Annotated in this window: 25 protein-coding genes and 1 pseudogene; 14 read left to right on the top strand and 12 right to left on the bottom strand. The window is 69.2% G+C overall.

From position 1 onward, the window contains the following. Positions 1 to 13: 13 nt before the first annotated feature. Positions 14 to 802 carry an oxidoreductase gene (locus ACFYWY_RS27060; RefSeq protein ID WP_389190623.1) on the top strand — a complete coding sequence of 263 codons (789 nt, stop codon included), beginning with the start codon at positions 14 to 16 and terminating at the stop codon, positions 800 to 802. 21 nt (positions 803 to 823) lie between these two features. Here the strand turns inward: ACFYWY_RS27060 and ACFYWY_RS27055 are convergent, their stop codons facing one another. Genes ACFYWY_RS27055 through ACFYWY_RS27040 form a run of 4 tightly spaced genes read right to left on the bottom strand, consistent with a single transcriptional unit; the run spans position 824 to position 5,053 of the window. After that, entirely contained in the window at positions 824 to 2,014 is a 1,191-nt protein-coding gene (locus ACFYWY_RS27055; RefSeq protein ID WP_389190622.1) for an ABC transporter ATP-binding protein, read from the bottom strand. Positions 2,015 to 2,052: 38 nt separating this feature from the next. Further along, positions 2,053 to 2,886, bottom strand: a complete 834-nt coding sequence (locus tag ACFYWY_RS27050) for a carbohydrate ABC transporter permease (protein ID WP_389190621.1) — start codon at positions 2,884 to 2,886, stop codon at positions 2,053 to 2,055. Beyond that, positions 2,886 to 3,830: a carbohydrate ABC transporter permease gene (locus tag ACFYWY_RS27045; RefSeq protein WP_389190620.1), complete on the bottom strand. Its 945-nt coding sequence runs from the start codon at positions 3,828 to 3,830 to the stop codon at positions 2,886 to 2,888. Before ACFYWY_RS27045 ends, ACFYWY_RS27050 begins: the two co-directional genes overlap by 1 nt. Further along, on the bottom strand, positions 3,827 to 5,053 hold the full coding sequence (locus ACFYWY_RS27040) for an ABC transporter substrate-binding protein (protein WP_389190619.1): 1,227 nt from the start codon (positions 5,051 to 5,053) through the stop codon (positions 3,827 to 3,829). The genes ACFYWY_RS27045 and ACFYWY_RS27040 overlap by 4 nt, the downstream gene beginning before the upstream one ends. 312 nt (positions 5,054 to 5,365) lie before the next feature. Here ACFYWY_RS27040 and ACFYWY_RS27035 point away from each other — a divergent pair, with 312 nt between their 5' ends. Further along, the gene (locus tag ACFYWY_RS27035) at positions 5,366 to 5,689 is read left to right on the top strand and encodes a response regulator transcription factor (RefSeq protein ID WP_389190618.1); all 324 of its coding nucleotides are present in this window, start codon (positions 5,366 to 5,368) and stop codon (positions 5,687 to 5,689) included. Between the two features lie 230 nt (positions 5,690 to 5,919). Further along, positions 5,920 to 6,732, top strand: a complete 813-nt coding sequence (locus tag ACFYWY_RS27030; protein ID WP_389190661.1) for an SAM-dependent methyltransferase — start codon at positions 5,920 to 5,922, stop codon at positions 6,730 to 6,732. Positions 6,733 to 6,814: 82 nt separating this feature from the next. On the opposite strand, the gene ACFYWY_RS27025 is transcribed toward ACFYWY_RS27030, so the two are convergent. After that, positions 6,815 to 7,717 carry a helix-turn-helix domain-containing protein gene (locus ACFYWY_RS27025; protein ID WP_389190617.1) on the bottom strand — a complete coding sequence of 301 codons (903 nt, stop codon included), beginning with the start codon at positions 7,715 to 7,717 and terminating at the stop codon, positions 6,815 to 6,817. Between the two features lie 87 nt (positions 7,718 to 7,804). Then, the gene (locus tag ACFYWY_RS27020) at positions 7,805 to 8,041 is read right to left on the bottom strand and encodes a DUF397 domain-containing protein (RefSeq protein ID WP_389190616.1); all 237 of its coding nucleotides are present in this window, start codon (positions 8,039 to 8,041) and stop codon (positions 7,805 to 7,807) included. A gap of 179 nt (positions 8,042 to 8,220) precedes the next feature. On the opposite strand from ACFYWY_RS27020, the gene ACFYWY_RS27015 reads away from it, so the two are divergent. Next, on the top strand, positions 8,221 to 8,754 hold the full coding sequence (locus tag ACFYWY_RS27015; RefSeq protein WP_389190615.1) for an ATP-binding protein: 534 nt from the start codon (positions 8,221 to 8,223) through the stop codon (positions 8,752 to 8,754). A 100-nt stretch (positions 8,755 to 8,854) separates the two neighbouring features. Further along, positions 8,855 to 10,108 (top strand): AI-2E family transporter, encoded by a 1,254-nt coding sequence (locus ACFYWY_RS27010; protein ID WP_389190614.1) that lies wholly within the window; start codon positions 8,855 to 8,857, stop codon positions 10,106 to 10,108. Between the two features lie 33 nt (positions 10,109 to 10,141). Here the strand turns inward: ACFYWY_RS27010 and ACFYWY_RS27005 are convergent, their stop codons facing one another. Then, positions 10,142 to 10,471: an aldehyde dehydrogenase family protein gene (locus tag ACFYWY_RS27005; protein ID WP_389190613.1), complete on the bottom strand. Its 330-nt coding sequence runs from the start codon at positions 10,469 to 10,471 to the stop codon at positions 10,142 to 10,144. A 49-nt stretch (positions 10,472 to 10,520) separates the two neighbouring features. Between ACFYWY_RS27005 and ACFYWY_RS27000 the strand changes: the two are divergent. The 3 genes and pseudogenes from ACFYWY_RS27000 to ACFYWY_RS26990 form a co-directional block, all read left to right on the top strand. Next, positions 10,521 to 10,634 (top strand): annotated as a pseudogene (locus tag ACFYWY_RS27000) (3-hydroxyacyl-CoA dehydrogenase family protein); the annotation flags it as partial. A 150-nt stretch (positions 10,635 to 10,784) separates the two neighbouring features. Further along, positions 10,785 to 11,390: a TetR/AcrR family transcriptional regulator gene (locus tag ACFYWY_RS26995; protein ID WP_389190612.1), complete on the top strand. Its 606-nt coding sequence runs from the start codon at positions 10,785 to 10,787 to the stop codon at positions 11,388 to 11,390. Between the two features lie 175 nt (positions 11,391 to 11,565). Then, positions 11,566 to 13,044 (top strand): glutamate--cysteine ligase, encoded by a 1,479-nt coding sequence (locus tag ACFYWY_RS26990; RefSeq protein ID WP_389190611.1) that lies wholly within the window; start codon positions 11,566 to 11,568, stop codon positions 13,042 to 13,044. 11 nt (positions 13,045 to 13,055) lie between these two features. Here ACFYWY_RS26990 and ACFYWY_RS26985 read toward each other — a convergent pair whose 3' ends face one another. The 4 genes from ACFYWY_RS26985 to ACFYWY_RS26970 all read right to left on the bottom strand — a co-directional run bounded on the left by ACFYWY_RS26985 (position 13,056) and on the right by ACFYWY_RS26970 (position 19,864). Next, positions 13,056 to 14,906 (bottom strand): GMC family oxidoreductase N-terminal domain-containing protein, encoded by a 1,851-nt coding sequence (locus ACFYWY_RS26985; protein WP_389190610.1) that lies wholly within the window; start codon positions 14,904 to 14,906, stop codon positions 13,056 to 13,058. Next, the gene (locus ACFYWY_RS26980) at positions 14,903 to 16,327 is read right to left on the bottom strand and encodes a hypothetical protein (protein WP_389190609.1); all 1,425 of its coding nucleotides are present in this window, start codon (positions 16,325 to 16,327) and stop codon (positions 14,903 to 14,905) included. The genes ACFYWY_RS26985 and ACFYWY_RS26980 overlap by 4 nt, the downstream gene beginning before the upstream one ends. After that, a complete protein-coding gene (locus tag ACFYWY_RS26975; protein WP_389190608.1) occupies positions 16,324 to 17,010 on the bottom strand; it encodes a FadR/GntR family transcriptional regulator in 687 nt (228 codons plus the stop codon). The genes ACFYWY_RS26980 and ACFYWY_RS26975 overlap by 4 nt, the downstream gene beginning before the upstream one ends. A 448-nt stretch (positions 17,011 to 17,458) precedes the next feature. Next, complete coding sequence (locus ACFYWY_RS26970; RefSeq protein WP_389190607.1) at positions 17,459 to 19,864, bottom strand: SpoIIE family protein phosphatase; 2,406 nt, start codon at positions 19,862 to 19,864, stop codon at positions 17,459 to 17,461. Between the two features lie 312 nt (positions 19,865 to 20,176). On the opposite strand from ACFYWY_RS26970, the gene ACFYWY_RS26965 reads away from it, so the two are divergent. The 6 genes from ACFYWY_RS26965 (at position 20,177) to ACFYWY_RS26940 (ending at position 23,282) form a co-directional block, all read left to right on the top strand. Beyond that, entirely contained in the window at positions 20,177 to 20,473 is a 297-nt protein-coding gene (locus tag ACFYWY_RS26965) for a hypothetical protein (RefSeq protein WP_389190606.1), read from the top strand. 376 nt (positions 20,474 to 20,849) lie between these two features. Further along, the gene (locus tag ACFYWY_RS26960) at positions 20,850 to 21,083 is read left to right on the top strand and encodes a DUF5133 domain-containing protein (RefSeq protein WP_389190605.1); all 234 of its coding nucleotides are present in this window, start codon (positions 20,850 to 20,852) and stop codon (positions 21,081 to 21,083) included. Positions 21,084 to 21,142: 59 nt separating this feature from the next. Then, positions 21,143 to 21,787, top strand: a complete 645-nt coding sequence (locus ACFYWY_RS26955; RefSeq protein ID WP_389190604.1) for a nucleotidyltransferase family protein — start codon at positions 21,143 to 21,145, stop codon at positions 21,785 to 21,787. Next, positions 21,784 to 22,038 (top strand): hypothetical protein, encoded by a 255-nt coding sequence (locus ACFYWY_RS26950; protein ID WP_389190603.1) that lies wholly within the window; start codon positions 21,784 to 21,786, stop codon positions 22,036 to 22,038. The genes ACFYWY_RS26955 and ACFYWY_RS26950 overlap by 4 nt, the downstream gene beginning before the upstream one ends. After that, positions 22,035 to 22,814, top strand: a complete 780-nt coding sequence (locus ACFYWY_RS26945) for a metallophosphoesterase (RefSeq protein WP_389190602.1) — start codon at positions 22,035 to 22,037, stop codon at positions 22,812 to 22,814. The genes ACFYWY_RS26950 and ACFYWY_RS26945 overlap by 4 nt, the downstream gene beginning before the upstream one ends. 144 nt (positions 22,815 to 22,958) lie before the next feature. Then, positions 22,959 to 23,282 (top strand): plasmid stabilization protein, encoded by a 324-nt coding sequence (locus tag ACFYWY_RS26940; protein WP_389190601.1) that lies wholly within the window; start codon positions 22,959 to 22,961, stop codon positions 23,280 to 23,282. 66 nt (positions 23,283 to 23,348) lie between these two features. Here ACFYWY_RS26940 and ACFYWY_RS26935 read toward each other — a convergent pair whose 3' ends face one another. Further along, the gene (locus ACFYWY_RS26935) at positions 23,349 to 24,995 is read right to left on the bottom strand and encodes a cytochrome bc complex cytochrome b subunit (protein ID WP_389190600.1); all 1,647 of its coding nucleotides are present in this window, start codon (positions 24,993 to 24,995) and stop codon (positions 23,349 to 23,351) included. Between the last annotated feature and the right edge of the window lie 302 nt (positions 24,996 to 25,297).

Here is a 25,297-nt window from a genome sequence, read left to right as displayed (position 1 = left end):
CCCTGGAGTCCTGATGGAGCTGCACCTGGCCGGCAAGGCGGCCGTCGTCACCGGCGCGAGCAAGGGGATCGGCCTGGCGGTCACGCAGGCTCTGGCCGCCGAAGGCGTGAGCGTGGCCGCGGGCGCCCGCACCCTCACAGACCCCCTGGCCGAGCTCACGGCCGGCTCCCAGGTCCGCCCGGTACTCGTGGACCTCTCCACCGCCGACGGCCCCGCCCAGCTCGTCGACGAGGCCGTCTCCCTGTTCGGCGGGCTGGACATCCTCGTCAACAACGTCGGCGCCGTACGGCCGCGTCTCGGCGGCTCCCAGTCCGTCGACGACGACGACTGGTCCTGGAGCCTGACCATCAACTTCCTCGCCGCCGTCCGGACCACCCGAGCGGCCCTGCCCCACCTGACGGACCGTGGCGCCGGCGCCATCGTGACCGTCAGCTCGGTCAACGCCTTCCTGCCCAACCCGTCCATCATCGACTACTGCGCGAGCAAGGCCGCCTTGACCAACTACTGCAAGGCACTGTCCAAAGAGGTCGGACCGCGCGGAGTACGTGTCAACACCGTCAGCCCGGGACCAGTCGAAACGGCCATGTGGTTCGGCCAGGACGGCGTCGCCGCCACAGTCGCGCAGCACAGCGGCACGACCCCCGACGCCGTCGCGCAGCAGGCGGCAACCGAGTCGGCCACCGGCCGCTTCACCCGCCCACAGGAAGTAGCCGATCTCGTCCTGCTCCTCGCCAGCGAACGCGCAGGCAACATCACCGGCTCGGACTTCGTCATCGACGGCGGACTCATCACCACGCTCTGAGCCCGCCACTCATCCTTGGGCTCATCCGCCGTTGTTCTCATGGTGGGTGAGGTTCACACCGGTGCGTGGGTCGAAGACGTGGATCCTCGAGGTGTCCACCCACAGCTCGGCCCGGCTTCCCGCGCGGATCCGTGTCGCGGTATTGAGCCGGGTGACGATCTGGTGGCCGCTGCCACCGGTCTCTGTGAGGCCGGAATCGGCCGCCAGCTCCTCCAGTTCCGTGGTGGCGGCCGGCTGCCAGTCCTCCTCGGTGAAGTAGGCGTAGACGTCCGAACCCAGGGACTCCACCACGTCCACGGTGGTGGTGAAGGTGGTCCCCGGCCGACCCGGGTCGATCAGTGCGGCGTCCTCGAAGGCTTCGGGCCGCAGGCCCACGATGAGGTCCCTGGGCGCGTTCTGGCGCTCCAGGCTCTGGCGCACGCCGGCGGTCAGGGGAATCTCGCCGATGATGGTGCGCAGCACGTTCTCCTCCAGGGTGGCGTGGAGGAAGTTCATGGCGGGTGAGCCGATGAACCCGGCGACGAAGAGGTTGCGTGGCTCGTCGTAGAGATACTGCGGGGTGCCGACCTGTTGAACGATGCCGCTGCGCATGACGACCACGCGGTCCCCGAGCGTCATCGCCTCGGTCTGGTCATGGGTGACGTAGACGGTGGTGGTGCCCAGCCGCTGCTGGAGGCGGGAGATCTGGGTACGCATCTGTACCCGGAGCTTGGCGTCGAGGTTGGACAGCGGCTCGTCCATCAGGAAGGCCTTGGGATCGCGGACGATGGCGCGGCCCATGGCGACGCGCTGGCGCTGGCCACCGGAGAGGTTCGCGGGCTTGCGGTCCAGATGAGCCGTCAGGTCGAGGATGCGGGCGGCTTCCTCCACCTTGTTCCTGATGGTGGCCTTGTCGGCCTTGGCCAGGCGCAGGGCGAAGCCCATGTTCTCGCGCACGCTCATATGCGGATAGAGGGCGTAACTCTGGAAGACCATCGCGATGTCGCGGTCCTTGGGCGCCTTGTCGTTGACGACCTGGTCGTCGATGCGGAGGGTCCCGTCGGTGATGTCCTCGAGTCCGGCGATCATGTTGAGCGTGGTGGACTTGCCGCAACCGGAGGGCCCGACCAGGATGACGAACTCACCGTCGCCGACTGTGAGGTTGACGTCCTGCACGGCCAGGGCGCCGTCGGGAAACCTCTTGGTGATGCCCTCGAGAACGATCTCGGCCACGGTCGGTGCTCCTTGTCCTGACGGCCGGCTGCTGCCGGTCAGCCCTTGACGGCCCCGGACGTCAGTCCGGCGACGATGCGCCGCTGGAACAGCAGCACGAAGACGATGATCGGAATGGTGATCACTACCGCGGCTGCGGCGATCGAACCCGTGGGCTGCTGGAACTGACTGCTCCCGGTGAAGAAGGCGATCGCCGCGGGCACTGTGCGGGCCCTCGTCGTCGAGGTCAGGGAGATCGCGAACAGGAAGTCGTTCCAGCAGAAGATGAAGACCAGGATCGCGGTGGTGAACACACCGGGCGCGGCCAGCGGCGCGATCACCAGCCGGAAGGCCTGGGCGGGCGTGGCCCCGTCGACCTTGGCCGCCTTCTCCAGATCCCACGGGATTTCCCGGAAGAACGCCGAGAGGGTGTAGATCGCGAGCGGCAGCGAGAAGGTCATGTACGGGATGATCAGCCCCGGCCAGGTGTCGAAGATCCCCAGGATGCGCTCGATGTTGAACAGCGGGGACACCAGGGAGATCGGCGGGAACATCGCGATCAACAGGGACATGGCGATCAGCAGCTTCTTGCCGGGGAAGCGCAGCCTCGCCACCGCGTAGGCGGCCATGGTTCCCAGTACGACGGCGATCACGGTGGCGATCAGGGCGATCCCGATCGAGTTGATCAGGGCACGGGTGAACTCCGAGGTCTCGAAGATGCCGCGGTAGTTCTCCATCGTCCACTTCTCCGGGACGAAGTTGCCGTCGGTGAGGGTGCTGGGCTCCTTGAACGACAGGGCCGCGATCCACCAGACCGGGAACAGGGCATAGGCGATCACCACGGTGTTGGCGATGGCCCAGCCGGTGAGATGCCTCTTGCCTGCTCCGGCCATCAGCGTCCCGCCTCCCGTGCGCCGGGGGCGGCAGCCCCGAAGAGTTTGATGAAGGCGAAAGCGATCACGCCGACGCAGAGGAAGATGAGCACGGAGATCGCCGATCCGATGCCGAGGTTGAGCGCGGTGAACAGGTTGTCGTAGCCGAGGATCGACACCGAGCCGGTGCCATGAGCACCCGAGGTCAGCACATAGATGTTGTCGAAGATCCGGAACGCGTCCAGGGTGCGGAACAGCAGGGCGACCAGGATGGCCGGCTTCATCAGCGGCACCGTGACCAGAGCGAAGCGCTGCCAGGCGGACGCACCGTCGACCATGGCGGCGCGCAGTGTCTCCTCGGGCACCAGGGCGAGTCCGGCAAGCAGGAGAAGTGCCATGAAGGGGGTGGTCTTCCAGACCTCGGCGAGGATGATCAGCCCGATGGCCGGCCACTGCTCGGTCAGCGGGGCGTCACCGGACGGCAGGAGTGCGGCGAGGTAGCCGGTGTCCGGGGTCCAGGCGTACTGCCAGGAATAGGCGGCGACCACGGTGACGATGCCGTAGGGGACCAGGATCGCGGTACGCACGCTCCCCCGGCCGAAGATGGTGCGGTGCATGACCAGGGCCAGCGAGAAGCCGAGGACGAGTTCCACGGCCACGGAGACGACGGTGATGAACAGGGTGACCCAGAACGCCTGCCACCAGAACTCCGAGGAGAGCACGGCCGCGTAGTTGCTCAGGCCCACGAAGCGCGCCTGGTTCGGGAAGCGCAGGTCGTAACGTTGCAGGGACAGATAGATCGCGTAGCCGATGGGGTAGGCCGTGACGGCGAGCATCACGACCACCGCGGGCGCGCAAAGCAGCCACCCGAGCCGTCGCTCCTGTCGTGCGCCCTCGGACAGCGCCTCGGTCCTGCCGGGCGCCGGGGCCGGAGCCGTCGGCGTAGCGGGAGTCGGGGTGTTCACGGGATCAGCCCCTTGGACTGGAGGGCGTCCTCGATCTGGCCGCCGATGTTCTCGACGTCGCTCCGGGGCTGGATCCCCGACGGCGGGGAGAGCGTGTGCGAGATCGCGATGGACACATTCTGGTAGGCGGGGGTCTGGGGGCGGACGCTGGCGTTCTCCAGGGCCGAGAGCACCTCGGAGGCGAACGGGTAGCTCTTGACGAGTGCCTTGTCGGAGTAGAGCGCGCGCAGAGTGGGCGGCAGTCCACCCTTGAGCGCCGCGGCCATCTGGTTCTGCCGATTGCGCAGGCACAGCGCGGCCTCGAACGCGAGGTCCGGGTGGCGCGAGTAGGCGCCGACGGCGAGGTCGATGCCGCCGATCGTGGGCTTCGAGGGCCGGTCCGGGTCCACGCCGGGGTACGGCGCCCAGCGGAAACTCTTGAACAGCTCGGGCTGATTCGCCTTCATCGACGGATACACGAACGGGTAGTTCAGCTCGAAGGCGGCAGTGCCCGACTCCATGGCCAGCCGGTTCTGGTCCTCCATCTGGTTGGACAGGGAGGGGTCCGCGGCGGGTGAGGTGGCCAAGTCGTGCATGATCGTGGCCGCTTCGACCGCGGGCGGGCCGAGCGAGGGTGCTGTGGCCGTGGCGTTGAGGATGGAGCCGCCCGCGCTCTCCACCAGCGTGTTGAACCAGACCGTCAGCCCCTCGTACTGGGCCCCCTGGATCTCGACGTAGTGGGGCTTGCCCTCCTTGGCGAGGTCGCGCGCCATGTCCAGCATCTCGGCCCAGGTCTTGGGGGGCCTCGGCACGAGGTCGCTTCGGTACCACAGCAACTGGGTGTTGGTGTTGTACGGGACCGCGTACAACTTGCCCTTCCACGTGGCCGTTTGCAGCGGCACCTCAAGAGTGCCCTCGACGGCGCCGCGCCGGTTGCTTCCCGTCCACGGCAGGATCCATTTGGCCTCGGCGAACTCCGCGGCCCAGGTGACATCGAGGCCCAGGATGTCGAGGGCGGCGTCGTGCGCGGCGAGCCGGCGGACGAGTTGCTGACGCTGGCCGTCCGCGCCGCGCGGAAGCTTGTTGTAGGCGATGCGGTACCGCCCGCCTGAGGCGCGGGTGCAGTTGACCGCCGCGTCGGCCAGGGCGCCTGAGTCGTCGGGAAAGTTGTACCAGTTCAGGCTGACCGGGCCGCCGGATTCACTGGAGCCGCAGGACAACAGCCCGGCCAGCAGGGGAAGCACGGTGAGGCATCGCAGCCTCCGCGCTCCACCTCGACCGGCGGCGCGCGGTGAGGCTTCGCCGCGCGCCCCTGGCGGCTGGACAGGTCCGTTCGTGCGCCCCACCATTCACCTCCCGGACCGGCGGTCACCGGGTGGCTGGTCACACCGCGCAGCGCCGTCGTCCCGGCGAACGTAGCCGTTGCCCCGCTGCTACCAGGGCAACGCGTCGTGGCGGAGACGGGAGATCCCTCGGATGGCTTGCCCCCGCCGGTGCGGGGTCAGGCCCGGATGACGTCCAGCTCATCGTCCGCGTACCACTTGCGGATCGCCTTCTTGTCGAACTTCCCTAATGCGACCACCGCCATGTCCTTCCGGGCCTCCAAGCTGGCGGCGCAGTGCGAGGGGGCACGCACCCCCGGACTGGTCCGAGTGGACTCGGCGATTCCGCTGACCCGGCGCGAACTCGACGTTGCCCTACTGGCCTCGCGGGGTACGGCGAGCAAGGAGATCGCGGAGCGGCTGGTCCTTTCGCACCGGACCGTCAACAACCACCTGCAGCGGGCGTACAGCAAGCTTGGTGTGACGTCCCGCACCGAACTCGCCGGGGCGATGGGGCCCCCGGACGGCGGCAGCCCTGCGGAGCGTGCCGCCCTCTGACGCTTGCGGCGGCGCCTGCCCGGCCGGGCACACGGTCAGCGGCACGCCGCGACCACCGCCCGCTCCGGAGCGCGGACGCCCCACGAGCGCGTGCGGCGGTGCGCGGGGGCATGGCTGAAAAGCATGGCGTGCTCCTGTTCCCCCCTTGTGTGGCCTATGCCACGTCCCACGCTCTCCCTAGCATGGTCGCCCTACAAAACCTGATCTCGACAGACGCGGGTGGGAACTGGATGCAAGGGGAGCCGTTGCGCCCAAGCGCCATCGACACGACAGTGCCGAGCGTGGCACGCATGTATGACTACTTTCTGGGGGGCGACGACAACTACCAGTCGGACCGCGACGCGTGCGAGCAGCTGCTGAAGCAGGTGCCCAGCACCAAGGTGCTGGCGGTGAACAACCGCCGGTTCCTGCAGCGTGTGGTGCGGCTGCTGGCCAGCGAGTACGGCGTGCGGCAGTTCATCGACCACGGCTCCGGTCTTCCCACCCAGGACAACGTCCACCAGGTCGCCCAGGCCATCGATCCCACCTCGAAGGTGGTCTACGTCGACAGCGATCCCATCGTGCTGGCGCACGGCCGAGCGCTGCTCGACGAGAACGACCGCACTGCGGTCATACAGGCCGACATGCGGGACACCGATGGCATCTTCGGCCATGCGGAGACGACGGGACTGATTGATTTCAGTCAACCTGTCGCGGCTCTCTTCGTGTCGGTACTGCACTGCATCCCGGACGAGGACGACCCGGCCGGCCTCGTCCGGCGCGTCGCGGAGCGTCTGGTGCCGGGCAGTTTTCTCGTCGTGTGCCAGCTCGTCAGCGACCGACCGGAAATCCGGAAGTTCGTCACCGATTTCATGGCCGAGGCCACCGGTGGCAACTGGGGCCGAGTGCGTGAGGAGCGCGAGGTCACCGAGTACTTCACCGGCCTGGAGATTCTTGAACCGGGCCTGGTGGAGGTTTCGACGTGGCGACCGGACAACGATCTGGCCCCCACCCAGCTGACCGACGAATGGATCGAGTGGGGCGGCCTCGCCCGGGTCGGCTGACTCCGCACGCCCGCCATCGGCCGTGTGCGGGCCCGGGTACAGCGCCCTCGGCGCGCCGTACCCGGGCCGCCACCGTTTCACGTCAGAGGGTGAGAATGCGCTCGCGCAGCACCGCGAGTGACTCCGCAGGCGTGAGCGCACATGCCCCCAGCCGGTCCAGCATGTTCCGGTACTGCTCCACGACCTGCGGCTTCTGAGTGAACGTCGAGTCGGTCAGGTGCTCGACATACACGGCGTCCCTGAGATCGCTCAGGGCGAAGCGCAGACAGGTCACGCCGGTGCCGACTCCGACCGCGGCTGTCACATCCAGCGCGGCGATCTGCAGGGTGACCCGGGGACGCTCCATCATCTTGACGAGGTGCTCGAGCTGCGCGCGCATGACCTCAGGTCCGCCGACCGCCCGCAACAGGACGGACTCGTCGATCACCGCCCACAGTCGCGGCGCATCCGGCAGGTCGAGCTGCCGCTGCCGTTCCTGCCGCAGATCGACGCGGCGCGTCACCTCATGCGCGAGGAGCTGGCCGGGGCCGGCCTGGATCACGGCGCGGGTGTACGCGGGGGTCTGCAGCAGCCCGGGCACGTAGAACGGCTCGTACGTGCGGATGCGTTCGGCTGCTCCTTCCAGAGCGACCAGCGGGGTGAAGAAGTCGGACAGCACGTCGCTGAACGAGCGCCACCAGTCGGGCCGACGGGACTGGTCCACCAGGTGGAGGAACTCGGCGATGCGCTCTTCGCTGTCCACTCCGTAGAGGCTCAAAAGGGCCAGGGCGTCGGTCGACTTGCAGCCGTGCCGCCCCAGCTCCATTCGGCTGGTTTTCGACCGCGAGAACCCGAGCCGGCCGTCGACGTCCACGGGGTCGAGCCCGGCCTCAATGCGCAGCTCGCGCAATTTGCCGCCGAGGATCAGCTTCAGCGCAGTCGGGTTGTTCTCAACCGCCCCTAGCGGTCGTACGAACAACGACGCATTCGGGTCGGCTGCAGCCATCAGGCGCTCCTGCGGACTCTAGGGAGACGCCAGTATCCACCACCTACACTCCCCCGACGCGGAATCTGACATTCCCACGGGCCTTTTTCAGCCGATGACAGAGTCGAAGTCGCCATCTTGGGCACCCGCCACGAACGCCGCAATCTCATCACGCGTATAAATCAGCGCCGGCCCCTGCGGATCACGGGAGTTGCGAATCGCCACATGCCCACCAGGCAACTCCGCCATCTCCACACAGTTCCCCGTCGCGTTGCTGTGACTGCTCTTGGTCCACGTCGCCGAGCCCAGTGCACTTGCCTGCATGCCGTTGAAGAAGTGCTCCACTGCAACAGCCCCTTACCGTTCGCACATTCGTTCTCCCAAACCTCCATCGAATGCAATCCCAGATGCAATTGCATTCTCCGGTGGTGCTAGACCATACTCGCTCCACGGCGGCTGCCACAGCGTCGAAGTCCCAAGCCCCCAGGGGGACATGACCAGTGACGACCCACCTGTCAGCCTCAATGGGCACGAGCACCGGGCACGGAAGCCGGTTCTGCGGTGCCGAGCCTGGCGCGGAACTGCCACCCGGGTTACCCCGTTCAGACGATCCGGAACGGGGACTGGTCCAAGGCGACAGCCCGGTCGGATTCGCCGCATGCGGCCTGGACGGACAGCTCAGAAACGCTCCTCAGGCACGGCATTTCGTCGCCGCGACCCTCAACGGATGGGCACTGCACAGTCTCGTTCCTGACGCCGCGGTGGTCGTCAGCGAGCTTGTCACCAACGCCGTCCAGCACGCGCTGGACCCCGCCTCGCCGGACGACGGGGACTACCCCGTCTGGCTCGGCATCTTCCTCCACCCCGACGACCTCGTCTGCGCGGTCACCGACCCGAGCTCCGATCCGCCGCGTCCGCGCGACGCCGACGCCTGCGCAGTCGGCGGCCGGGGCCTCAAGCTCATCAGCGCACTGAGCAATACCTGGTCGTGGTCACTGACACCGCCGCGGGGCAAGACCGTCTGGGCGACGCTCCCCCTTCAACCACCGGCCCGCTGACACGGCGGTTCCGGCTCAGCCGTAGGGCTTCCGGGTGCCTTCGGGCGAATATCCCGCCATTGGCGTGGCACGAAGGGCTCCCGGTGGTACGAGCTTGTGGATGTCCAGGCCATCGGATCCGCAGCCCAGGGACCCGGACCCCGGCGCGCCGTCCGCCGGGCGCCGGCACCGGATCCGCGCAGCATCGCGTCAGGCGCTGCGCAGCATCACCCGCCGGCCGGCCGGGAACCCGGGCACCCGGCTCCCGCCGCCCCACTCCCGTTCCGGCGGCGAACTGCGGGTGATCCCCGCCCTGCAGACGGCTGCGGCCTACGCCTGGCGGATCCTCGTGGTGGGCGTCCTGGTATACGCGGTCTTCTCGGTGCTGGGGCGGTTCCACGAGATCGCCGTGGCGGTCTTCCTCGGCATGGTCATCACCGCGATGCTCCGGCCGGTGACCGACCTCCTGGGGCGCGTCCTGCCCCGACCGCTCGCCGTCGCCGTGTCCCTGCTCGGCAGCATCGTCCTCGTCCTCGGGATCCTGGCCCTGGTCGGCGAGGCCGTAGCGGGAGAGCGGGCCGGGCTGGCACGGGAGTTCAAGGCAGGCGTCGGCAGGATCGAGAGCTGGCTCGAGGAGCCGCCGTTCCGGCTCAACCCCGAGGCGCTCACCGACATCCAGTCCAGGATCGGGCAGTTCCTGTCCAGCCACCGCTCCACCATCATCAGTACGGCCCTCAGCGGCGCCGGCCGGCTGGTCGAAGTCCTGACCGTGCTCGCCCTGGCCCTGTTCTGCTCGGTCTTCTTCATTCACTCCGGCGACCGGCAGTGGGGCTGGTTCGTGGCCCAGCTTCCACCGGCCGCCCGGAATCGGGTATCGGCCGCGGGCAGCGCGGCCTGGCGGACCTTCACCGGCTACACCCACGGCATCGTGCTGGTGGCCGCGACCAACGCGATCCTGGTCGGCGTGGCCCTCTTCGCTCTCGGCGTGCCGCTCGCCATCCCGCTGGCCCTGCTGGAGTTCTTTGCCGCCTTCATCCCGCTGATCGGCTCACCCATCGCCCTCGCGATCGCCGCCGTGGTGGCCCTCGCGGCGAAAGGTCCACTGATCGCGGCCATGGTCGTCGCCCTCATCGTGATCATCGGGCAGATCGAGGGCCATCTGCTGCACCCGATCGTGATGAGCTGGGCCGTCCGGCTGCACCCGCTGGTGGTCGCGATTTCGGTCATCGGCGGCGCCATCGCGGCCGGAGTACTGGGCGCGGTGGTGGCCGTACCGCTGGTGTCCGTCCTCTGGTCGGCCCGTCAGGCACTGCGCCGGGCGCCCGAGCCGGATACACCGCAGGCCCCTGCCGCCGCCCGAGGGCCGGACTCGTAGGACCTTGACGACCGTCGCCGCCGACAGCCGGAGTCACAGCACTACGTGCTTGACCTGGGTGTAATCCAGCAAGCCGGCCATGGACAGGTCGCTGCCGTAGCCGGAGTGTTTGACTCCGCCGTGCGGCATCTCGGACTCGGTCGTGCCGTGGGTGTTCACCCACACGATCCCGGTGTGCAGCGCCCGGGTCGCCCGCATGGCGCGGTCGTGATCCGCGGTCCTTACGCCGGCCGCGAGACCGAAGCGCACGTCGTTCGCCAGCCGTAGCGCCTCGGCCTCGTCGGCGAACCGCTGCACGGTGACGACCGGGCCGAAGATCTCATCCAGCACGATCTCGTCGGCCTGGCGGACACCGGCGACCACGGTGGCCTCGTGGAAGTAGCCGGGCCGCTGGATCCGGCAACCCCCCGTGATGTACGAGGAGTTCCGGGAGCCGCTGTACGCGCCGCCGCCGCTGCTGGCTCGGATGGTCGACGCGGGTCTGCTCGGCCGCAAGTCGGGCAGGGGCTTTCACACGTACCGGTGAATGCCGTGCCACAGCCGCCCGGTACGCCGCGGCGACCGCCGGAGCCGGACTGGGCGGCGATACGCGAAGATGGAAGCGGCGGCGACGGGCCAGGCAGCCCGCCCACCGCTCTGTGACGCCGAATCGACCCCCGGGAGCACCGACGTGGCCATGGCAGAACGCACGCGCGAAACACGTGAGCGGATTCTCGCCGCGGCGTGCGAGGTGATCGCCGAGGTCGGCTTCGAGAAGATCCGTATGCGCATGGTCGCGGAGCACGCCGGTGTCTCGACGGCGCTGCTCCACTACCACTTCGAGAACCGCGAGAAGCTCTTCGCGGAAGCGATGACGTACTCCTTCGCCCAGACGGGCATCGAGCTCGAGCGGGACGCCGACTCGGTGCCCGCCTCGCTCGTCCTGGCGCGCATCCTGCACAGCCTCCTCCCGACCGACCCTGAGCTACGGCAGGACTGGAGACTCTGGCAGGAACTGTGGGTGCGGGCCCTGCGCGACGAAACCGCGCAGCATTTCGCGGTCGATCTCTACGACCAGCTTCACACCTGGGTCGGCCAGGCAATCAAGCGCGGAATCGACTCCGGGGAATTCGCCGACTGCGACGTCGACGCCACGAGCACGCTGCTGCTCGCCCTGTGTGACGGGTTCGGCATCCGCCTGATGCTGGGTGATCCAAAGGTCGGCCTGGACGGGGCTCAGGCCGCAATCTGGGGAGCAGTCGCTCCCACACTCGGGGTGTCGGCGGAGTTCCCGACGCTGTGAACGCCGCTGAGGCCGTGACCCCGGTCCCTCGTTGATCATCGCTCGGGCCTGAGCCGACTGCGTACGAGCTGCGGCCCGACAGCGACAGCGGGGAGCCGCCGCCCGCAGTGGTCCGGGCGGCCCTGGAGTGGGACGCTGATGGAGGGGTGTCCGCCGAGGAGACTCGGGAGGGTCGATGGGACGAGATGTCCCGGCACTGGTGTTCACCCGTGACGACCGTCGCCAGTACCGGAACAAGATGCAGAACTGCCTCGACGCGTTCGCGCAGATGCTGCGTGAGGAACGTTTCGAGGTGGAGCGGCCGCAGGTGGGTCTGGAGATCGAGCTCAACCTGGTGGACGCGGCCGGAGAGCCGACCATGCGGAGCACCGACATACTCGAGGCGATCGCGGATTCCGCCTGGTCGAGTGAGCTGGGCCGGTTCAACCTGGAGATCAACATCCCACCGCGACGGCTGACGGCTGGTGGTCCCGACGCGTGGGAGAAGGAGATCAGGAACGCGCTCAACCATGCCGAGGCGCGGGCCGCCGCAGCGGGGGCGCATCTGATCATGATTGGGATCCTGCCGACGCTGCAGCAGACCGATGTCGGTGAGGGGGCACTTTCCGAGAACCCGCGGTACCGGTTGCTGAACGAGCAGATATTCGCGGCCCGGGGTGAGGATCTGCAGATCTCCGTGGACGGGGTGGACAGACTGCGGACCTACGCCGACACCATCACCCCCGAGGCGGCGTGCACCAGCACCCAGTTCCATCTTCAGGTATCGCCGGACGAGTTCGCGGACTACTGGAACGCGGCACAGGCGATCACGGGCGTGCAGGTGGCCCTGGCGGCGAACTCGCCCTTCCTGTTCGGCAAGGAACTCTGGCGCGAGACCCGTATCCCCCTCTTCGAGCAGGCCACCGACACCCGCCCGGCGGAGATCAAGGTGCAGGGGGTGCGGCCCCGGGTGTGGTTCGGCGAGCGGTGGATCACGAGCGTCTTCGACCTCTTCGAAGAGAACGTGCGCTACTTTCCCGCGCTGCTGCCGCTGTGCGGCGAGGAGGATCCGCAGGAGACGATCGACGGCGGCGGCATTCCCGAACTGGCCGAACTCACCCTGCACAACGGCACGATCTACCGGTGGAACCGGCCGATCTACGACGTCGCCGGCGGCAAACCACATCTACGGGTGGAGAACCGCGTGCTGCCTGCCGGCCCCACAGTGGCCGACGTCCTCGCCAACGGCGCCTTCTACTACGGGCTGACGCGCGCTCTGGTCGAGGAGGAGCGGACGGTCTGGTCACGGATGTCGTTCTCGGCCGCGGAAGACAATCTGCACGCCGGGGCACGGCACGGAATCGACGCGCGACTGTACTGGCCCGGGATGGGCGAGGTGCCGGTCGCCGAACTCGTACTGCGACGCCTGCTGCCCATGGCACACCGCGGGCTGGAGCTGTCGGGCATGGATGCGACATGGCGGGAGCCGCTGCTGGGCATCATCGAGCAGCGGTGCGTCACCGGCCGCAACGGCGCGGTATGGCAGTCGGAGATGTTCCACCACATCAGTGAGACCAGCCACGTCGACAACCACGAGGCGCTGCGCCGGATGACACGGCAGTACATGGAATTCATGCACCTCAACGCCCCGGCACACACCTGGCCGGTCGACTGAACCCGGCGACCTCAGGCCGCAACTTCAGCCGCCTCCAAGTGGCCCTCGGCGACCGCCAGTGCGGCAGCCATGATGCTCAGCTGCGGATTGACCTCGGGGCAGCCCGGCAGCACCGATCCGTCCGCGATCAGCACCCCGTGCACTCCGCGCAACCGCCCCAAGGGGTCGGCCGGGAAGCGCTGCGCGTCGGCGCCCGCGGACACCGTGCCCGTGGGGTGGTACGCGGACAAGTGCAGCCGGCCCGGGCCCACGTGCGCGAGGATCTCATCCAGTTCGGTCAGCGAGCGGGCGCGGGGCGCGGTGGGGATTCCGGTGAGTACCTCCTGAGCACCCGCCGCGAAGAGGACTTGGCCCATGGCGCGTACGGAGCGCATCAACCGGCCCCCGTCGCGCCGGTCCAGGTCGTAGCGGAGCAGGGTCCGGTCCCTGCCCAGCACGCGGCCGGACGGACGGTCGGCGATCATCGCGCCGAGGGTGGCAAGCCGGTCGGCGCTCTCCAGTTCGCGCCGCAACTCGCTGCCCAGGCCCGGCAGTACGAAGGAGCCCATTCCCGGCGGGGTCGCGGTGGCCTCGATCAGTACACCGTCGTGGTGCAGTTCCTCGACGCCGACGCTCTGCAGCACTCCCTCCCAGGCGGTGACCGGCTCGGCGAAGCGGCCGGCGACGCTCGTCGCCGGATGGACGCTGAGATTGCGGCCGAGCCGCGGGTGGCCGCCGAGGCCCGAGCGGCGCAGCAGAGGCGGCGACTGCAGGGCGCCCGCCGCGACGACGACCAGCGGTGCGAGGATCTCGAATTCGCTGCCGTCCTGCCGTTGTACGAGGACTCCCGCCGCGCGCGGGCCGCCCGGACGGTCGGCCTCCACCAGGACACGCCGGGCCTTGGCGCCGGTGACGATGCGGGCTCCCGCGGCGCAGGCATCGGGCAGCACCGACAGCTGCACGCTCTGCTTGGCGCCGGTCGGACAGCCCACCACGCACTGGCAGGACCCCTTGCAGCCGGTCGCGTTGCGGCGCAGGGGCGCCGCCTTCCAGCCGAGGCGTTCGGCCCCGGCGAGGGCGAGCCGGCCGTTGTTCCCGAGCACGTCCAGCGGCTGGGTGGCCACCCGCAGCGTGCGTTCGACCTCGTCGAGGTACGGGCCGAAGCCCTCGGCGAGCGAGAAGCCGAAGTCGCCGGTCCACCGGGCCAGCACATGGTCCGGAGTGCGGTAGCAGGTCCCGGAGTTGACGACCGTGGTGCCGCCGACAGCCCGGCCCACCGGAAGCAGCAGCGGCGGACTGCCCACGGCGACGGTGGCCCCGCCGTCCCGGTAGAGGTCGGCGAACCGGTCGAGCGGGGTGCGCCGCCCGAACGACGCCGTGGAGTGGTGCTGCCCTTCCTCCAGTACGACAACGCGGAGACCGCCCCGGGCCAGGGTCCGCGCGGCCATGGCTCCCCCCGCGCCGGAGCCGATGACCACGGCGTCCGCGGTGGAGCGCGCCCGCCATTCGTGTGCAGGCGTGCAGTCGAGCGGGGGATCCTCCCGCGCGAACTCAAGCTTGCGTACACCGTGTTCGAGCATGCGCTCGGTGCCGGCGGCGAGCAGGACGGGCACTTTGAGTACGTCGAGGAGCGGCAGGAGCGCGGGGCGCGCGCCGAGGGAGCCGAGCACGCTCTCTCGCTCCGCGGTGGTGAGGACGGCGAGCCTGCGGCCGGTCCGGGCCACGGCGTACGCGTCGATGGCGCCCGCCGCCGCCCGCACCCCGGCACGCGCCGGGGACGGCATCGAGCCGATGACGGTCTCCAGCCTCCCGGGGACCCGGGCGGGCCAGTCGGCGGTGCCGTCGTCGGCGATGAGGGCGGCCACCAGACCGGCGAGGCTCATCGTGTGCCCACCTCCGCGTGCGCCGTACCGGCCAAGGTCCACTCGGCCTCGGTGCGCCAGCCGCGCCACCATCGTTCGAGCAGGACATGCGCATCGGCACGTTCGCTGTTGCGGCAGGTCGCGTGGCTGCCGTCCGGGTCGGCGTAGTCGAGCGCGAGCGTGCGCTCCTCGGGCTGGGTGACCTCGACACGGATACGGCGCAGGCCCGCGCGCCCGGTCACCGTCCAGGTGGGCAGGCCGATGGCGGCGCGGAACCGGCCGAAACCGGCCCAGCCGACCGCCGTGCGCTCCGCCCTTCGCGGCCAGGTGCGACCGCCCTGGCGAAGCCGCAGGAAGACCAGTGGCGGCAGTCGGCGCAGCCCCGGCCTGGTGGAGACCGCGGCGACGAGCTCCAGCACATCGCCCGCGCCCAGATCGGCGTGCAGCCAGGACCAGAGGTGCGCGTTGCCGTGGCCGTAGATCCGGGCAGTGGCTCCGGGCGCGCCGACCGGCGTCAGGGTCGTGTTCTCGTACGTGAATGTCCCGGCGTACGTGGCCCGCGCGGCCGGCAGCATCTGCGCCGCCGGCAGCAGGGGTCGACGCCAGGACCAGCGAGGGAAGGTGAACAGCGGTGCCCCGTCGGCCTGTTCGGCCAGGTCCCAGCGCAGTGCGCCCGCCGAGCCGGACAGCCGGCCGGATGCGGCAAGGACGCCGTCAGCGGTGAAGCCGTCCCCGCCCCCGGCCCACTTCTCGGGGCCGAAGCGGGCGTGCCGTACCGGACCGTCCTTGGGGAACACCGCGGCCCAGCCGTGAGCGAACGGGTCGGACCCGTCGGCCGGCGCGGTGAGTTCGTGGTGCAGCCACAGTCCGGTGCCGGTCGCCGGGTCGGTCACCGTCGTGTACCAGACTTCGGTGCGGCCCGGCTCGCCGTTCCAGCGCGGCGCCATGTGCGAACCGGGGTTTTTCTGCCGCGGATGCCGCGGGAAGCGGAAGCTCGCGAGGAAGGGTGCGAGTCCCGTCGTCACCGGAAAGCGCAGCGTGCCCTCGCCCGCTGGTACTCCCTCTTCGTACAGTGTGAACGGCAGCATCGTCATCGACGTCACCGGTCGGCGTGGCGTCACGGACTTCCAGCCGTCGAGGGTGAGACGGCGATCGCCCACCGTGAACGAGAGCCGGTAGCGGATACGCCGCCTGGCCAGCGGTGATATCTCCAACTCGCCCTCGGCACAGGGGGCGTCGGCCCATCCGGCGATGCGTATCCGGCCGGTGATCCGCGCGTGGGTCGTGCCGCGCAGGCGCAGCACGCGATCCGCGACGGCGTTCAGGTCGAGGCGGATCGGGCGGGCCCGGTCCTCGCCCTCGAGCCGGACCGTGCCGAACATGGTCTCCCGAAAGGCGGTGCCCCGGCTTCCCGTGGATCCCCCAGGTGTACGTGTGCTCATGCGAGACCCTCCAGCATGATCCGCTCCGTCGCCGTCAGATACGCCTCGGCTGCTTTCCTCGCACCAGCCTGGTCGCCCGCCGCCACGGCTTCGACCACCGGTTCCAGCCTGGCGTGTGCGGCTTCGGGGCTGTTGAACGGGCCCACGAGTGCGGCACGCACGGGCAGGTAGGCGTTGAAGAGGGTGTTGGTCAGCAGTACGTAGACGCGATTCCCGGTGGCACGGGCCAGCGCCCGGTGCACCTCGATGTCGGCCAGCTGCACCGCGTCCCCGCCCTCGGCCACCCCTACCGCTGCCAGCAGTGCACGCAGCTCGGCACGCTGCTCCTCGGTGGCGCGGACCGCTGCCCGCTCGGCGATCAACGCGCCGACGCTGCGCCGCACTTCGAAGATCTCGCCCATCCAGTCCGGACTGTGCCTCACCAGCATGGGCAGCAGATCGGCCCCGCCGAGCCGCGCGTAATCGCGCACCCGGGTTCCCACTCCGTGCCGCGTCTCCAGCAGTCCGGCCTGGACAAGGCGGCCGAAAGCGTGCTTGAGGGTGGTGCGGGTGACGCCGTATCCGTCGGCGAGCCGACGCTCCGGCGGCAGATAGCTGCCGGCCGGATGCCGCCCGGCGAGGATGTCCTCGCGCAGCCGGGTTTCCAGGACATCGACGATGGTCTCGCGGGGCAGCGCCTCCATGCCGTCCCTCCTTCACGATTCGGTGGCTCAGTGGATGAGCCACTGAATCAGGGCCGAAGCGCGAAGTCAATGAGTCGGTCCTCGATCCGGGGGACAACACCGGGCCCCGTGACTGGCATTGGCGCCGTCAGCGTCGACGGGGGGGCAGCCCCGGAGGCACAACCCAGACCGCGGGGGAACGTTTTCCCTCCGGGGGCGCCCGACGGGCCGGCGCATCAGCCGAGCGCAGTTGCGCACACCACATACAGCTGTCGTCTTCGTGCTTCGGAGAGGCGAGCCAGTACGCGCCCGCCAGCCGGGCGTCCGGAAGCGGGATCGGGTCGTTGCCGGAGACGTTCATATCCGGCCCAACGCTGCAAACCAGCCGAGGGGAACGGAGTCCCGCAGCCATGAAACCGAACCGTCACCCAGGGGCCGCGCCACGGTCGCCGACCGGGTCACCATAGGATCATCCCGCCGACGGGAACGCCAGTTCCGTCCAGATGGTCTTCCCGGACTGTGTGTAGCGCGTTCCCCATCTGTGAACGAGTTGCGCGACGATGAACAGTCCGCGCCCGCCTTCGTCGTCGTCCGCGCTGTGCCGGAGGTGTGGTGAGGTGTGGCCCGTGTCCGCGACTTCGCACACGAGCGTGCGATCACGGATGAGGCGCAGGAGCAAGGGTCCGTCGGCGTGCCTGATCGCGTTGGTGACCAGCTCGCTGACGACGAGTTCGGTCGAGAACGACATCTCTTCCAGACCCCATTCGCGAAGCTTGCCAGTAGCCAGCTCTCGGGCATGGCCGACCGCGACCGGTTCGGCGGGCAGCTCCCAGGCCGCGACCTGCGCAGCATCGAGTTCGCGGGTACGCACGAGCAGCAATGCCGTGTCGTCGGCTGTCGTGCCGTCCGGCAGGAGTTCCGACACAGCCCGGTCGCAGATGTCCTCCAGGGACCCGCCGCGCTCGCTGAGCACCCGGCCCAGGATGTCCAGCCCCACGCCGATGTCGTGCTCACGGGCTTCGACCAGGCCGTCGGTGAAGAGGGCCACCAGGCTGCCCACCGGCAGCTCGAGCTCCATGGACTCGAACGGCAGGCCGCCGAGCCCCAGCGGCGGTCCGGCCGGAAGTTCCGGGAAGGACAGGCGGCCGTCGGGGTCCACGATCGCCGGCGGCAGATGCCCCGCCCGGGCCATGGTGCAGCCTCGCGAGACCGGATCGTAGACCGCGTAGAGACACGTGGCCCCGGTGGCGTCGTCCTCGTACGGGTCTGGAGGCGTGCCGGGGACATCCGGCCGATTCTCCGCCGACTGGCCCACCAGATCGTCGAGTCGTTTGAGCAACTCGTCGGGGGCCAAGTCCAGTTGGGCGAGCGCGCGTACGGTCGTGCGGAGCCGTCCCATGGTGGCCGCCGCCTGCAGGCCATGGCCGACCACGTCACCGACGACGAGTCCGACCCGGGTACTGGAGAGCGCGATGACGTCGAACCAGTCGCCGCCGACCCCTGTCACGTCGTCCGTGGGCAGGTAGCGATGGGCCACGTCGACCGCCGACGGCTGCGGCAGATGTCGCGGCATCAGTTGGCGCTGCAGGGCGAGTGAGGCTGTGCGTTCACGGGTGAAGCGTCGGGCGTTGTCGACGCACACAGCCGTACGAGTGGCCAGCTCGTCGGCGAGCGCGACCTCGCCGCTGTCGAAGGTGGCTGACGGGGCGTCGCGACGGAAGGTGATGAGTCCCAGCATGCTGCCCCCGGCCCGCAACGGCACGACCAGGGTGTCGTCCACGACCACGAGCCCGCCCGAGGAGAGACTGCGGTACTGGGGCGAACCCGGCGGGTAGTCGACAGGAGAAGGCTCACGCGACTCCCCCGGATCTCCCGCACCGCCGTTCGCCGTGGCCGACCGGGAGGCGACCCGCACGAGGTCCGTCACTCCCGGGACTCCGGTACCCAACACCTCGCCGCGCAGGACCTCCCTTGCGAGGTCGACCGTGGCGGTGCTCACGAAATCCGGCACCGCCACCTCCGCGGCCTCCTCGGCAGTGACGATCACGTCCAGGACGGTGCCGATACCGCGGCCTGCCTCGACGAGCAGGGCCAGCCGTTTCTGGGCCTCGTAGCGATCGGTGATGTCGAATGCGTCCTCGCACACTCCGAACACATGCCCGTCGGCGTCCTGGAGCCGGTAGTAGGAGCACGACCAGAGGTGGTCCGTTCCGGGATCGCTGGGCGGCTCGCCCCGGAAGTGCAGGTCGAGGATCGGCTCGCCGGTGTCGAGTACGTGGTGCATCACGGCGTCGAGAGTGTCCGGGTACCCCTCGGTCAAAAACCTGCCCTCGGAGTACAGCTCATCGGCCCGCATACCGCGGAACTCTTCGAACGGCTCTCCGATCTCCCGTTCGTACGCGGCGTTGCACCACGTCAGGCGCAGGTGAGTGTCGTAGATGGCCAGCCCGACGGGTGACTCGGTGGCCAGTCCCTGCAGTAGAGCCAGCCGGGATTCCCACATCCGCATACGCTCGAGCTCGGTCGCGACGAGGACGCGAGCCGCCGTGCCGCCGAGGGGCAGGGGGGACACCGCGGTTGCCAGCAGCAGCTCGTGGCCGTCCCGGTGCCGGGCGACGCGGATGTCGCTTCCGCTCAGGCGGGTGCCCAGGGCTGGGTCAGCCGGCCGAGCATCCGTGACGGAGCCCTCCCGGGGCGGCAGGAACGTATCCAGGTGCTTCCCGATGATCTCGTAGGGCGAATAACCGAGGAGCTCCTCGGCCGCAGGCCCCCAGCCGATAACCCTGTCCTGGGCGTCGAGAACCACCGTGGCAGCCCTGGTGACGTCGAGCGGACCACGGAAATCGGCGCTCTTGGCCGCGTTCCACGCGCTCATGGCGCCACACCAGCCCGGTTCATTACCTCCAGAATCGGACCTGACCGGGCGCGGCACAACCGCGATGACGTCTGCAGGGGGCCTCGCACGAGCACCATGACCCTGACAAGCCCTCCCGTTCCCGTCGGGCCGGTGGCAGGCGCCCCAAGGACGACTGGCCGGGCACGCCACGAGCGAAGCGCGCAACCCTCAATGCACCCCCACACGCCCACCGAGTGCGGGGGGACCCGCCGCGGAGGCGGAAGCCGCGCGGGCGACCTACCGTGGTCCCTGGAGCGCCATCTCCGAACCGACGCTCCGCAGGAGGCCGCAATGGAGGACTACTTCGTCTGGGTCACGACGCGCCGCATCAAGCCGGGCACTCTCGAGGAGTTCGAGGGGGCATGGCGACCGGCCTCGGCTCCGCACGGCCTGCGCCGCGCCTACGCGTACTGGTCCGAGGACGGGCAGGAGATCACCGGGGTGTCGTTCTGGGACTCCCGGGAAGCGTGCGACTCCTGGCGGACCTCCGACGGGGAGCGGCAACGGCGTGCTGCCATGGCCCCGTACGTCGTCGAGGAGCGCGAAGGCTTCTACCGCGGCGGCGAACTCACAGTCCCCGGCCGGTGATCAGCACCCGTAGCCGTGAGCGGTGCTGAGCTGCGGCTACTGCTGCTGAGGACGTAGCGGTTTCTGACCGGCAGGCTGTGGCCGGCCCCGGCCCGTAGATCCCAGGCGCGTCCACCGCGCATGCGAATGACCGCCGACGGCACCCGATGCCCACTGCCTGTGGCAGGACGGGCCGGAATGGCTCACTCCACGGGGCCGACCGGCCCCGGCCAACGGGAGCCGCCATCTGTTGCGACGCCGGGACACCCCGCGTCGACGTGTGCGAAGCCGCCTGTACCCCTGCCCTCTGCCCTCTGCCGCCACCTCACGGGACCACTCACGCGCGAGATTCAGAGATCGGTCCGCGCGCGGGCTCTTCACAGATGGAGGATTCGAGATGCTGCTACCGGACAAAGACCGCGTTCGCAGTCTCCTCATCCAGTTCAGGGAACTGGAGCGCCGAATGCTGGCCAACCCGATGCACCACGACACCCGCGCTCGATTCGAAGACGTGGCGTACACCCTGTGCATCCTCATGGGGCAACGAACGGCACGCGATGCCGTCGTTCATGCAGAGCGGTATCTCAAGGCTCCAGCAGCACGGCTTGCCCGTTTCACGCTGCGAAAATAGCCGGGCCTCGGTGCGAGTCGTTCCGCCTCGAGTCGGGTACCCGAAACGCCACCCGGCCCATGACGAGGACGGTACCCGTGAAGAAGTACGCACAAGACACCCCCGGTGGCCGGACAGCCGGGTCGCCGGGGCTGCCACCGGACCGCACCCAGAGCATCCTGGAGGCCACCAAGCAGGTGGCCGGAACGCTCAAGAGCGGCGGGTATCCATTCGCTCTGGCCGGCAGTGTTGCCGCCTACGCGCACGGCGTGCCGGCCAGCCTCCAGCACGACACCGACTTCTGCATTCTGCGCGAGGACGCCAAAGCCGTGACCGAGGCGCTGGAGGCGGACGGTATCGAGGTGCGCATCGCGCCCGAGGACTGGTTGATCAAGGCCCGGAGCCACGGTGAGGAGATCGACCTCATCTTCGAACTGGCGCAGCAGCCCGTGACCAGAGAGCTGCTCGACCGGGCGGTGACCCTGCCCGTGGACTCCGTACACATGCCGGTGCTGTCCCCGACCGACCTGGTGGGCAGCCTGCTGGACGCCTTCTCGGAACACCACTGCGACTTCGGGTCCGCACTGCCCATCGCCAGGATGCTCCGGGAGAAGATCGACTGGGACCGGATGCGCCGCGAACACCAGGCTGCGCCCATGCCCGACGCCTTCCTCTACCTACTCGAGCGGCTGGACGTCATCGATCGACGGGAGGCAATGCCATGACCGGCTCGGACACCGTGGAGTACCGCATTGCCCACCTGCGGGACCGTCTGGCAGGCGGGGCGATCGCCGAGCTGGGCGTGCGGATCGAGGCGCGGGGAAACAGCGTCCTGCTTTCCGGCGCCGTCGCCAGCGCCGCCTCCCGGGACGAGATCCTGCGTATCGCCAAGGAGGAGCTGGCCGGAATCCCGCTCCGTGAAGACCTGTTCGTGGTCTGTTCCGATGCCCCTGACCATCCCGAGGAGCTGTCGTGATCCGAGTAGCGGCGGTCGGAGACATCCACCTGGGGCGGGACAACGCGGGGGTGCTCCGGCCCGCATTCGAGACCCTGAGCGAGTGCGCGGACTTGCTGCTGCTCGCCGGAGACCTGACCCGGCACGGCACGGCGGACGAGGCCGGGGTGGTCGCCGGGGAGGTGGCCGCACTGGATGTGCCGGTCGTGGCGGTCCTGGGTAATCACGACTATCACAGTGACCAGCAAGCCGAGGTGACGGATGTGCTGGCCGGGGCTGGGGTGACCGTTCTCGAGGGCGAGGGAACGATCCTGGACATCGGCGGGGTACTGGTCGGGGTCGCCGGAACCAAGGGCTTCGGCGGCGGATTCGCCGGACGCAGCGGCGACGAGTTCGGCGAACCGGAGATGAAGGAATTCATCCGCTACACCCGGCGCTGCGCGGACGGCCTGCGCGATGCCCTGGACGGGCTGCGGGAGCGCGGCTGTGCCGTGCGGATCGCGTTGACGCACTTCGCACCCGTCCCGGACACCCTGGCGGGCGAGCCACTGGAGATCTTTCCCTTCCTCGGCAGCTACCTGCTGGCCGAGGCAGTGGATGAGGCCGGGGCCGACCTGGCTGTCCACGGCCACGCCCACATGGGCACCGAACACGGCATGACCAGCGGCGGGGTACGGGTGCGCAATGTCGCCCAGCCGGTCATCGGCCGTGCGTTCGCCATCTACCAGCTGCCGGTGGACGGCCAGGGCAACGGGAGTGGCCGGCCGCTCGACTCCGGCCGCGGCGCTTCGCCGTAGAAGTCGCGGCGCCCAGCCGCGGCCCCGGCGCCCCATTTGCGGCGGGAGAATCGGGGAAGCAGTGTGGATGGGGCGACCCGCCGTAAGCGAAGGTCGCACCCGATCCGATACACCTCCATGAGATCTGTGAGAGGAGCAAGAGCGATGCCCCGAGGCTCGAGTTCCAAGCGGGAACGGCAGTACGAACACATCAAGGAGAGCGCCGAGGAGCGAGGCGAGAGCGAGAAGCGGGCCAAGGAAATCGCCGCACGCACGGTGAACAAGGAACGCGCACGTTCCGGTGAGTCCCGTACGGCCAGCAAGAGTTCCACACAGGACATGTCGTCCTCCAAGCGTGGCGGGCAGCGTTCCCACAGCGGGTCCGAAGGTCCCACCTACGACCAGCTGTACGCGGAGGCTCAGCGCCGCAACATCCAGGGGCGCTCGTCCATGAACAAGTCCGAACTCAAGAAGTCCCTCGGCCGCTGACCTCCGGTGCGGCGGCCCGGCGCGGCGCAGAGGGGCCGTTCGCTGCGCGCCTGAGGCGAGGGCTGATCACGGGTGACCGGACTGATGGTCCGGGGGCTCGCCTCGCTCCTCGCCTCCCTTGCCGGTGTCGCGCCCCTCCGCTGCTGACCTGGTGCTGAACCAGTTGCCGAGCGACTCCCGCAACCGCCCGAGCCGCAAGTGGTCAGCACCGGAACCGGGTGGCGGCTCCTTGGCCGCGGGCAGGCTCCTGTGCGCCAGCAGATACCGCTTGTCCACATCGAGGGGCCGGTGCTCCTGCTCGAAGCCGCCCTCGAGCGACTGGCGCACGTTGCCGGTCTCCACGCCGGAGGCCAGCTGCTCGAACTCGGCCTCCTGGAACGCGAGACAGAGCCGCTTGGTCACGAGAAACGCGACGATCGGCAGCACGACCAGACCGGCACGCAATGCCCACGTCAGGCCGTTGAGTGAGATACGGAACGTGAAGGCCACCACGTCGTTGCCGCCGGCCAGCAGAAGCACGCCGTAGAAGGCGATACCCGCGACCCCGAGCCCGGTGCGCACCGGCCGGTCGCGCGGCCGGTCGCACAGGTGGTGCTCGCGCCGGTCGCCCGTCACCCACGCCTCGGCGAACGGATACGCGTACAGAACGGCGAACAGGACGCCGGGCAGGACCAGAGCGGGCAGCAGGACGTTCCACATCAGCGTGTGCCCGGCCACCTCCGTCTCCCATGGCGGCACCAGTCGCAGCGCACCTTCCAGGAAGCCGACGTACCAGTCCGGCTGCGAGCCCGTCGACACCAGGTCGGTCCGGTAAGGCCCGTACGCCCAGACCGGGTTGATCTGTGCCAGCCCGCCGAGGGCCGTGACCACCCCGAAGACGGTGAAGAAAAGTCCGCCCGAAGCGGCCGTGAAGTGGGGGAAGAACGGCTTGCCGACCGCGTTGCGATTGGTGCGGCCCCGGCCCGCCCACTGGGTGTGCTTCAGATAGAAGACCAGCATCAGATGGACCGTGACCAGGGCGAGCAGCAGCCCCGGCAGGAGCAGGATGTGCAGCCCGTACAGCCGGGTGATCATGTCCTCCCCCGGAAACTCCGCACCGAACGCGAACATGCTGATGTAGGTCCCGGCCACCGGAATCGACAGCATGATGCCCTGAGCGATCCGCATCCCGGTGCCGGAGAGCAGGTCGTCCGGGAGCGAGTAACCGGCGAACCCTTCGGCCAGTGCCACCACGAAGAGCGTGACACCGATCATCCAGTTCGCTTCACGGGGCTTACGGAACGCGCCGGTGAAGAACACCCGCAGCAGATGCACACCGATCGCGGCGACGAAGATGACCGACGCCCAGTGGTGCATCTGCCGGATCAACAACCCCCCGCGGACGTCGAAGCTGATGCTCAGCGTGGAATCGAACGCCTGCGACATCCGGACGCCGTCGAGCGGCGCGTACGACCCGTCGTACACCACCTCGCTCATCTCGGGCTTGAAGAACAGCGTGAGGTAGACACCGGTCAGCAGCAGCACGATCAGGCTGTACAGCGCCAACTCGCCCAGCAGAAAGGACCAGTGGTTGGGGAACGCCTTGCGCAGCAGACCGCCGCCCTCGCTGAACGGCAGCCGTGCGTCCAGCCCTTCGGCAGTCCGTCCCGCGGCCTGCCGTGTACGGCTTTTCACGGCGCTTGCCGCCAGTCTTGCCCGCCGGAAGAAGATCATGAGCTGCTCCTGCCCCCTGACGTGCTCCAGCGGATTCGGCGCGTTCGATGTGACGGGACGTCACAAGAGGCCGCGCAAGGAGCGTAAGGGCGTCGCCGTCAGGGGTGTCGGAGGCCGGTATCGGTGTGTTCAAGCAGTGGCCACCGGCGGGCAGGGCCGGACGGGATTCCGTGGACCGGCCTGCCCCCTCACCCATACGAGGGCAGTCTCCGACACGGGTCGGAACAGTGGGTGGCGGCGCTCCGTAATGCGGGAGAAACGGTCATAGCATGCAGCGCCCGTCGCGAACCCCTGGGACGGGT

The sequence above is a fragment of the Streptomyces sp. NPDC002870 genome, assembly GCF_042888505.1.
Classification (GTDB): Bacteria; Actinomycetota; Actinomycetes; order Streptomycetales; family Streptomycetaceae; genus Streptomyces.
Note: the sequence above shows the minus strand (reverse complement) of the source record. Positions and strands in the feature narration are given on the sequence as shown.

What these genes read in the sequence shown, in the direction of transcription:
- ACFYWY_RS27060 (WP_389190623.1), top strand. Translation starts at nt 14, where the DNA reads ATGGAGCTGCACCTGGCCGGCAAGGCGGCCGTCGTCACCGGCGCGAGC.
- ACFYWY_RS27050 (WP_389190621.1), bottom strand. Translation starts at nt 2,886, where the DNA reads ATGGCCGGAGCAGGCAAGAGGCATCTCACCGGCTGGGCCATCGCCAAC.
- ACFYWY_RS27030 (WP_389190661.1), top strand. Translation starts at nt 5,920, where the DNA reads ATGCAAGGGGAGCCGTTGCGCCCAAGCGCCATCGACACGACAGTGCCG.
- ACFYWY_RS27025 (WP_389190617.1), bottom strand. Translation starts at nt 7,717, where the DNA reads ATGGCTGCAGCCGACCCGAATGCGTCGTTGTTCGTACGACCGCTAGGG.
- ACFYWY_RS27015 (WP_389190615.1), top strand. Translation starts at nt 8,221, where the DNA reads ATGGGCACGAGCACCGGGCACGGAAGCCGGTTCTGCGGTGCCGAGCCT.
- ACFYWY_RS27010 (WP_389190614.1), top strand. Translation starts at nt 8,855, where the DNA reads ATGTCCAGGCCATCGGATCCGCAGCCCAGGGACCCGGACCCCGGCGCG.
- ACFYWY_RS26995 (WP_389190612.1), top strand. Translation starts at nt 10,785, where the DNA reads ATGGCAGAACGCACGCGCGAAACACGTGAGCGGATTCTCGCCGCGGCG.
- ACFYWY_RS26990 (WP_389190611.1), top strand. Translation starts at nt 11,566, where the DNA reads ATGGGACGAGATGTCCCGGCACTGGTGTTCACCCGTGACGACCGTCGC.
- ACFYWY_RS26985 (WP_389190610.1), bottom strand. Translation starts at nt 14,906, where the DNA reads ATGAGCCTCGCCGGTCTGGTGGCCGCCCTCATCGCCGACGACGGCACC.
- ACFYWY_RS26980 (WP_389190609.1), bottom strand. Translation starts at nt 16,327, where the DNA reads ATGAGCACACGTACACCTGGGGGATCCACGGGAAGCCGGGGCACCGCC.
- ACFYWY_RS26975 (WP_389190608.1), bottom strand. Translation starts at nt 17,010, where the DNA reads ATGGAGGCGCTGCCCCGCGAGACCATCGTCGATGTCCTGGAAACCCGG.
- ACFYWY_RS26970 (WP_389190607.1), bottom strand. Translation starts at nt 19,864, where the DNA reads ATGAGCGCGTGGAACGCGGCCAAGAGCGCCGATTTCCGTGGTCCGCTC.
- ACFYWY_RS26965 (WP_389190606.1), top strand. Translation starts at nt 20,177, where the DNA reads ATGGAGGACTACTTCGTCTGGGTCACGACGCGCCGCATCAAGCCGGGC.
- ACFYWY_RS26960 (WP_389190605.1), top strand. Translation starts at nt 20,850, where the DNA reads ATGCTGCTACCGGACAAAGACCGCGTTCGCAGTCTCCTCATCCAGTTC.
- ACFYWY_RS26955 (WP_389190604.1), top strand. Translation starts at nt 21,143, where the DNA reads ATGACGAGGACGGTACCCGTGAAGAAGTACGCACAAGACACCCCCGGT.
- ACFYWY_RS26950 (WP_389190603.1), top strand. Translation starts at nt 21,784, where the DNA reads ATGACCGGCTCGGACACCGTGGAGTACCGCATTGCCCACCTGCGGGAC.
- ACFYWY_RS26940 (WP_389190601.1), top strand. Translation starts at nt 22,959, where the DNA reads ATGCCCCGAGGCTCGAGTTCCAAGCGGGAACGGCAGTACGAACACATC.
- ACFYWY_RS26935 (WP_389190600.1), bottom strand. Translation starts at nt 24,995, where the DNA reads ATGATCTTCTTCCGGCGGGCAAGACTGGCGGCAAGCGCCGTGAAAAGC.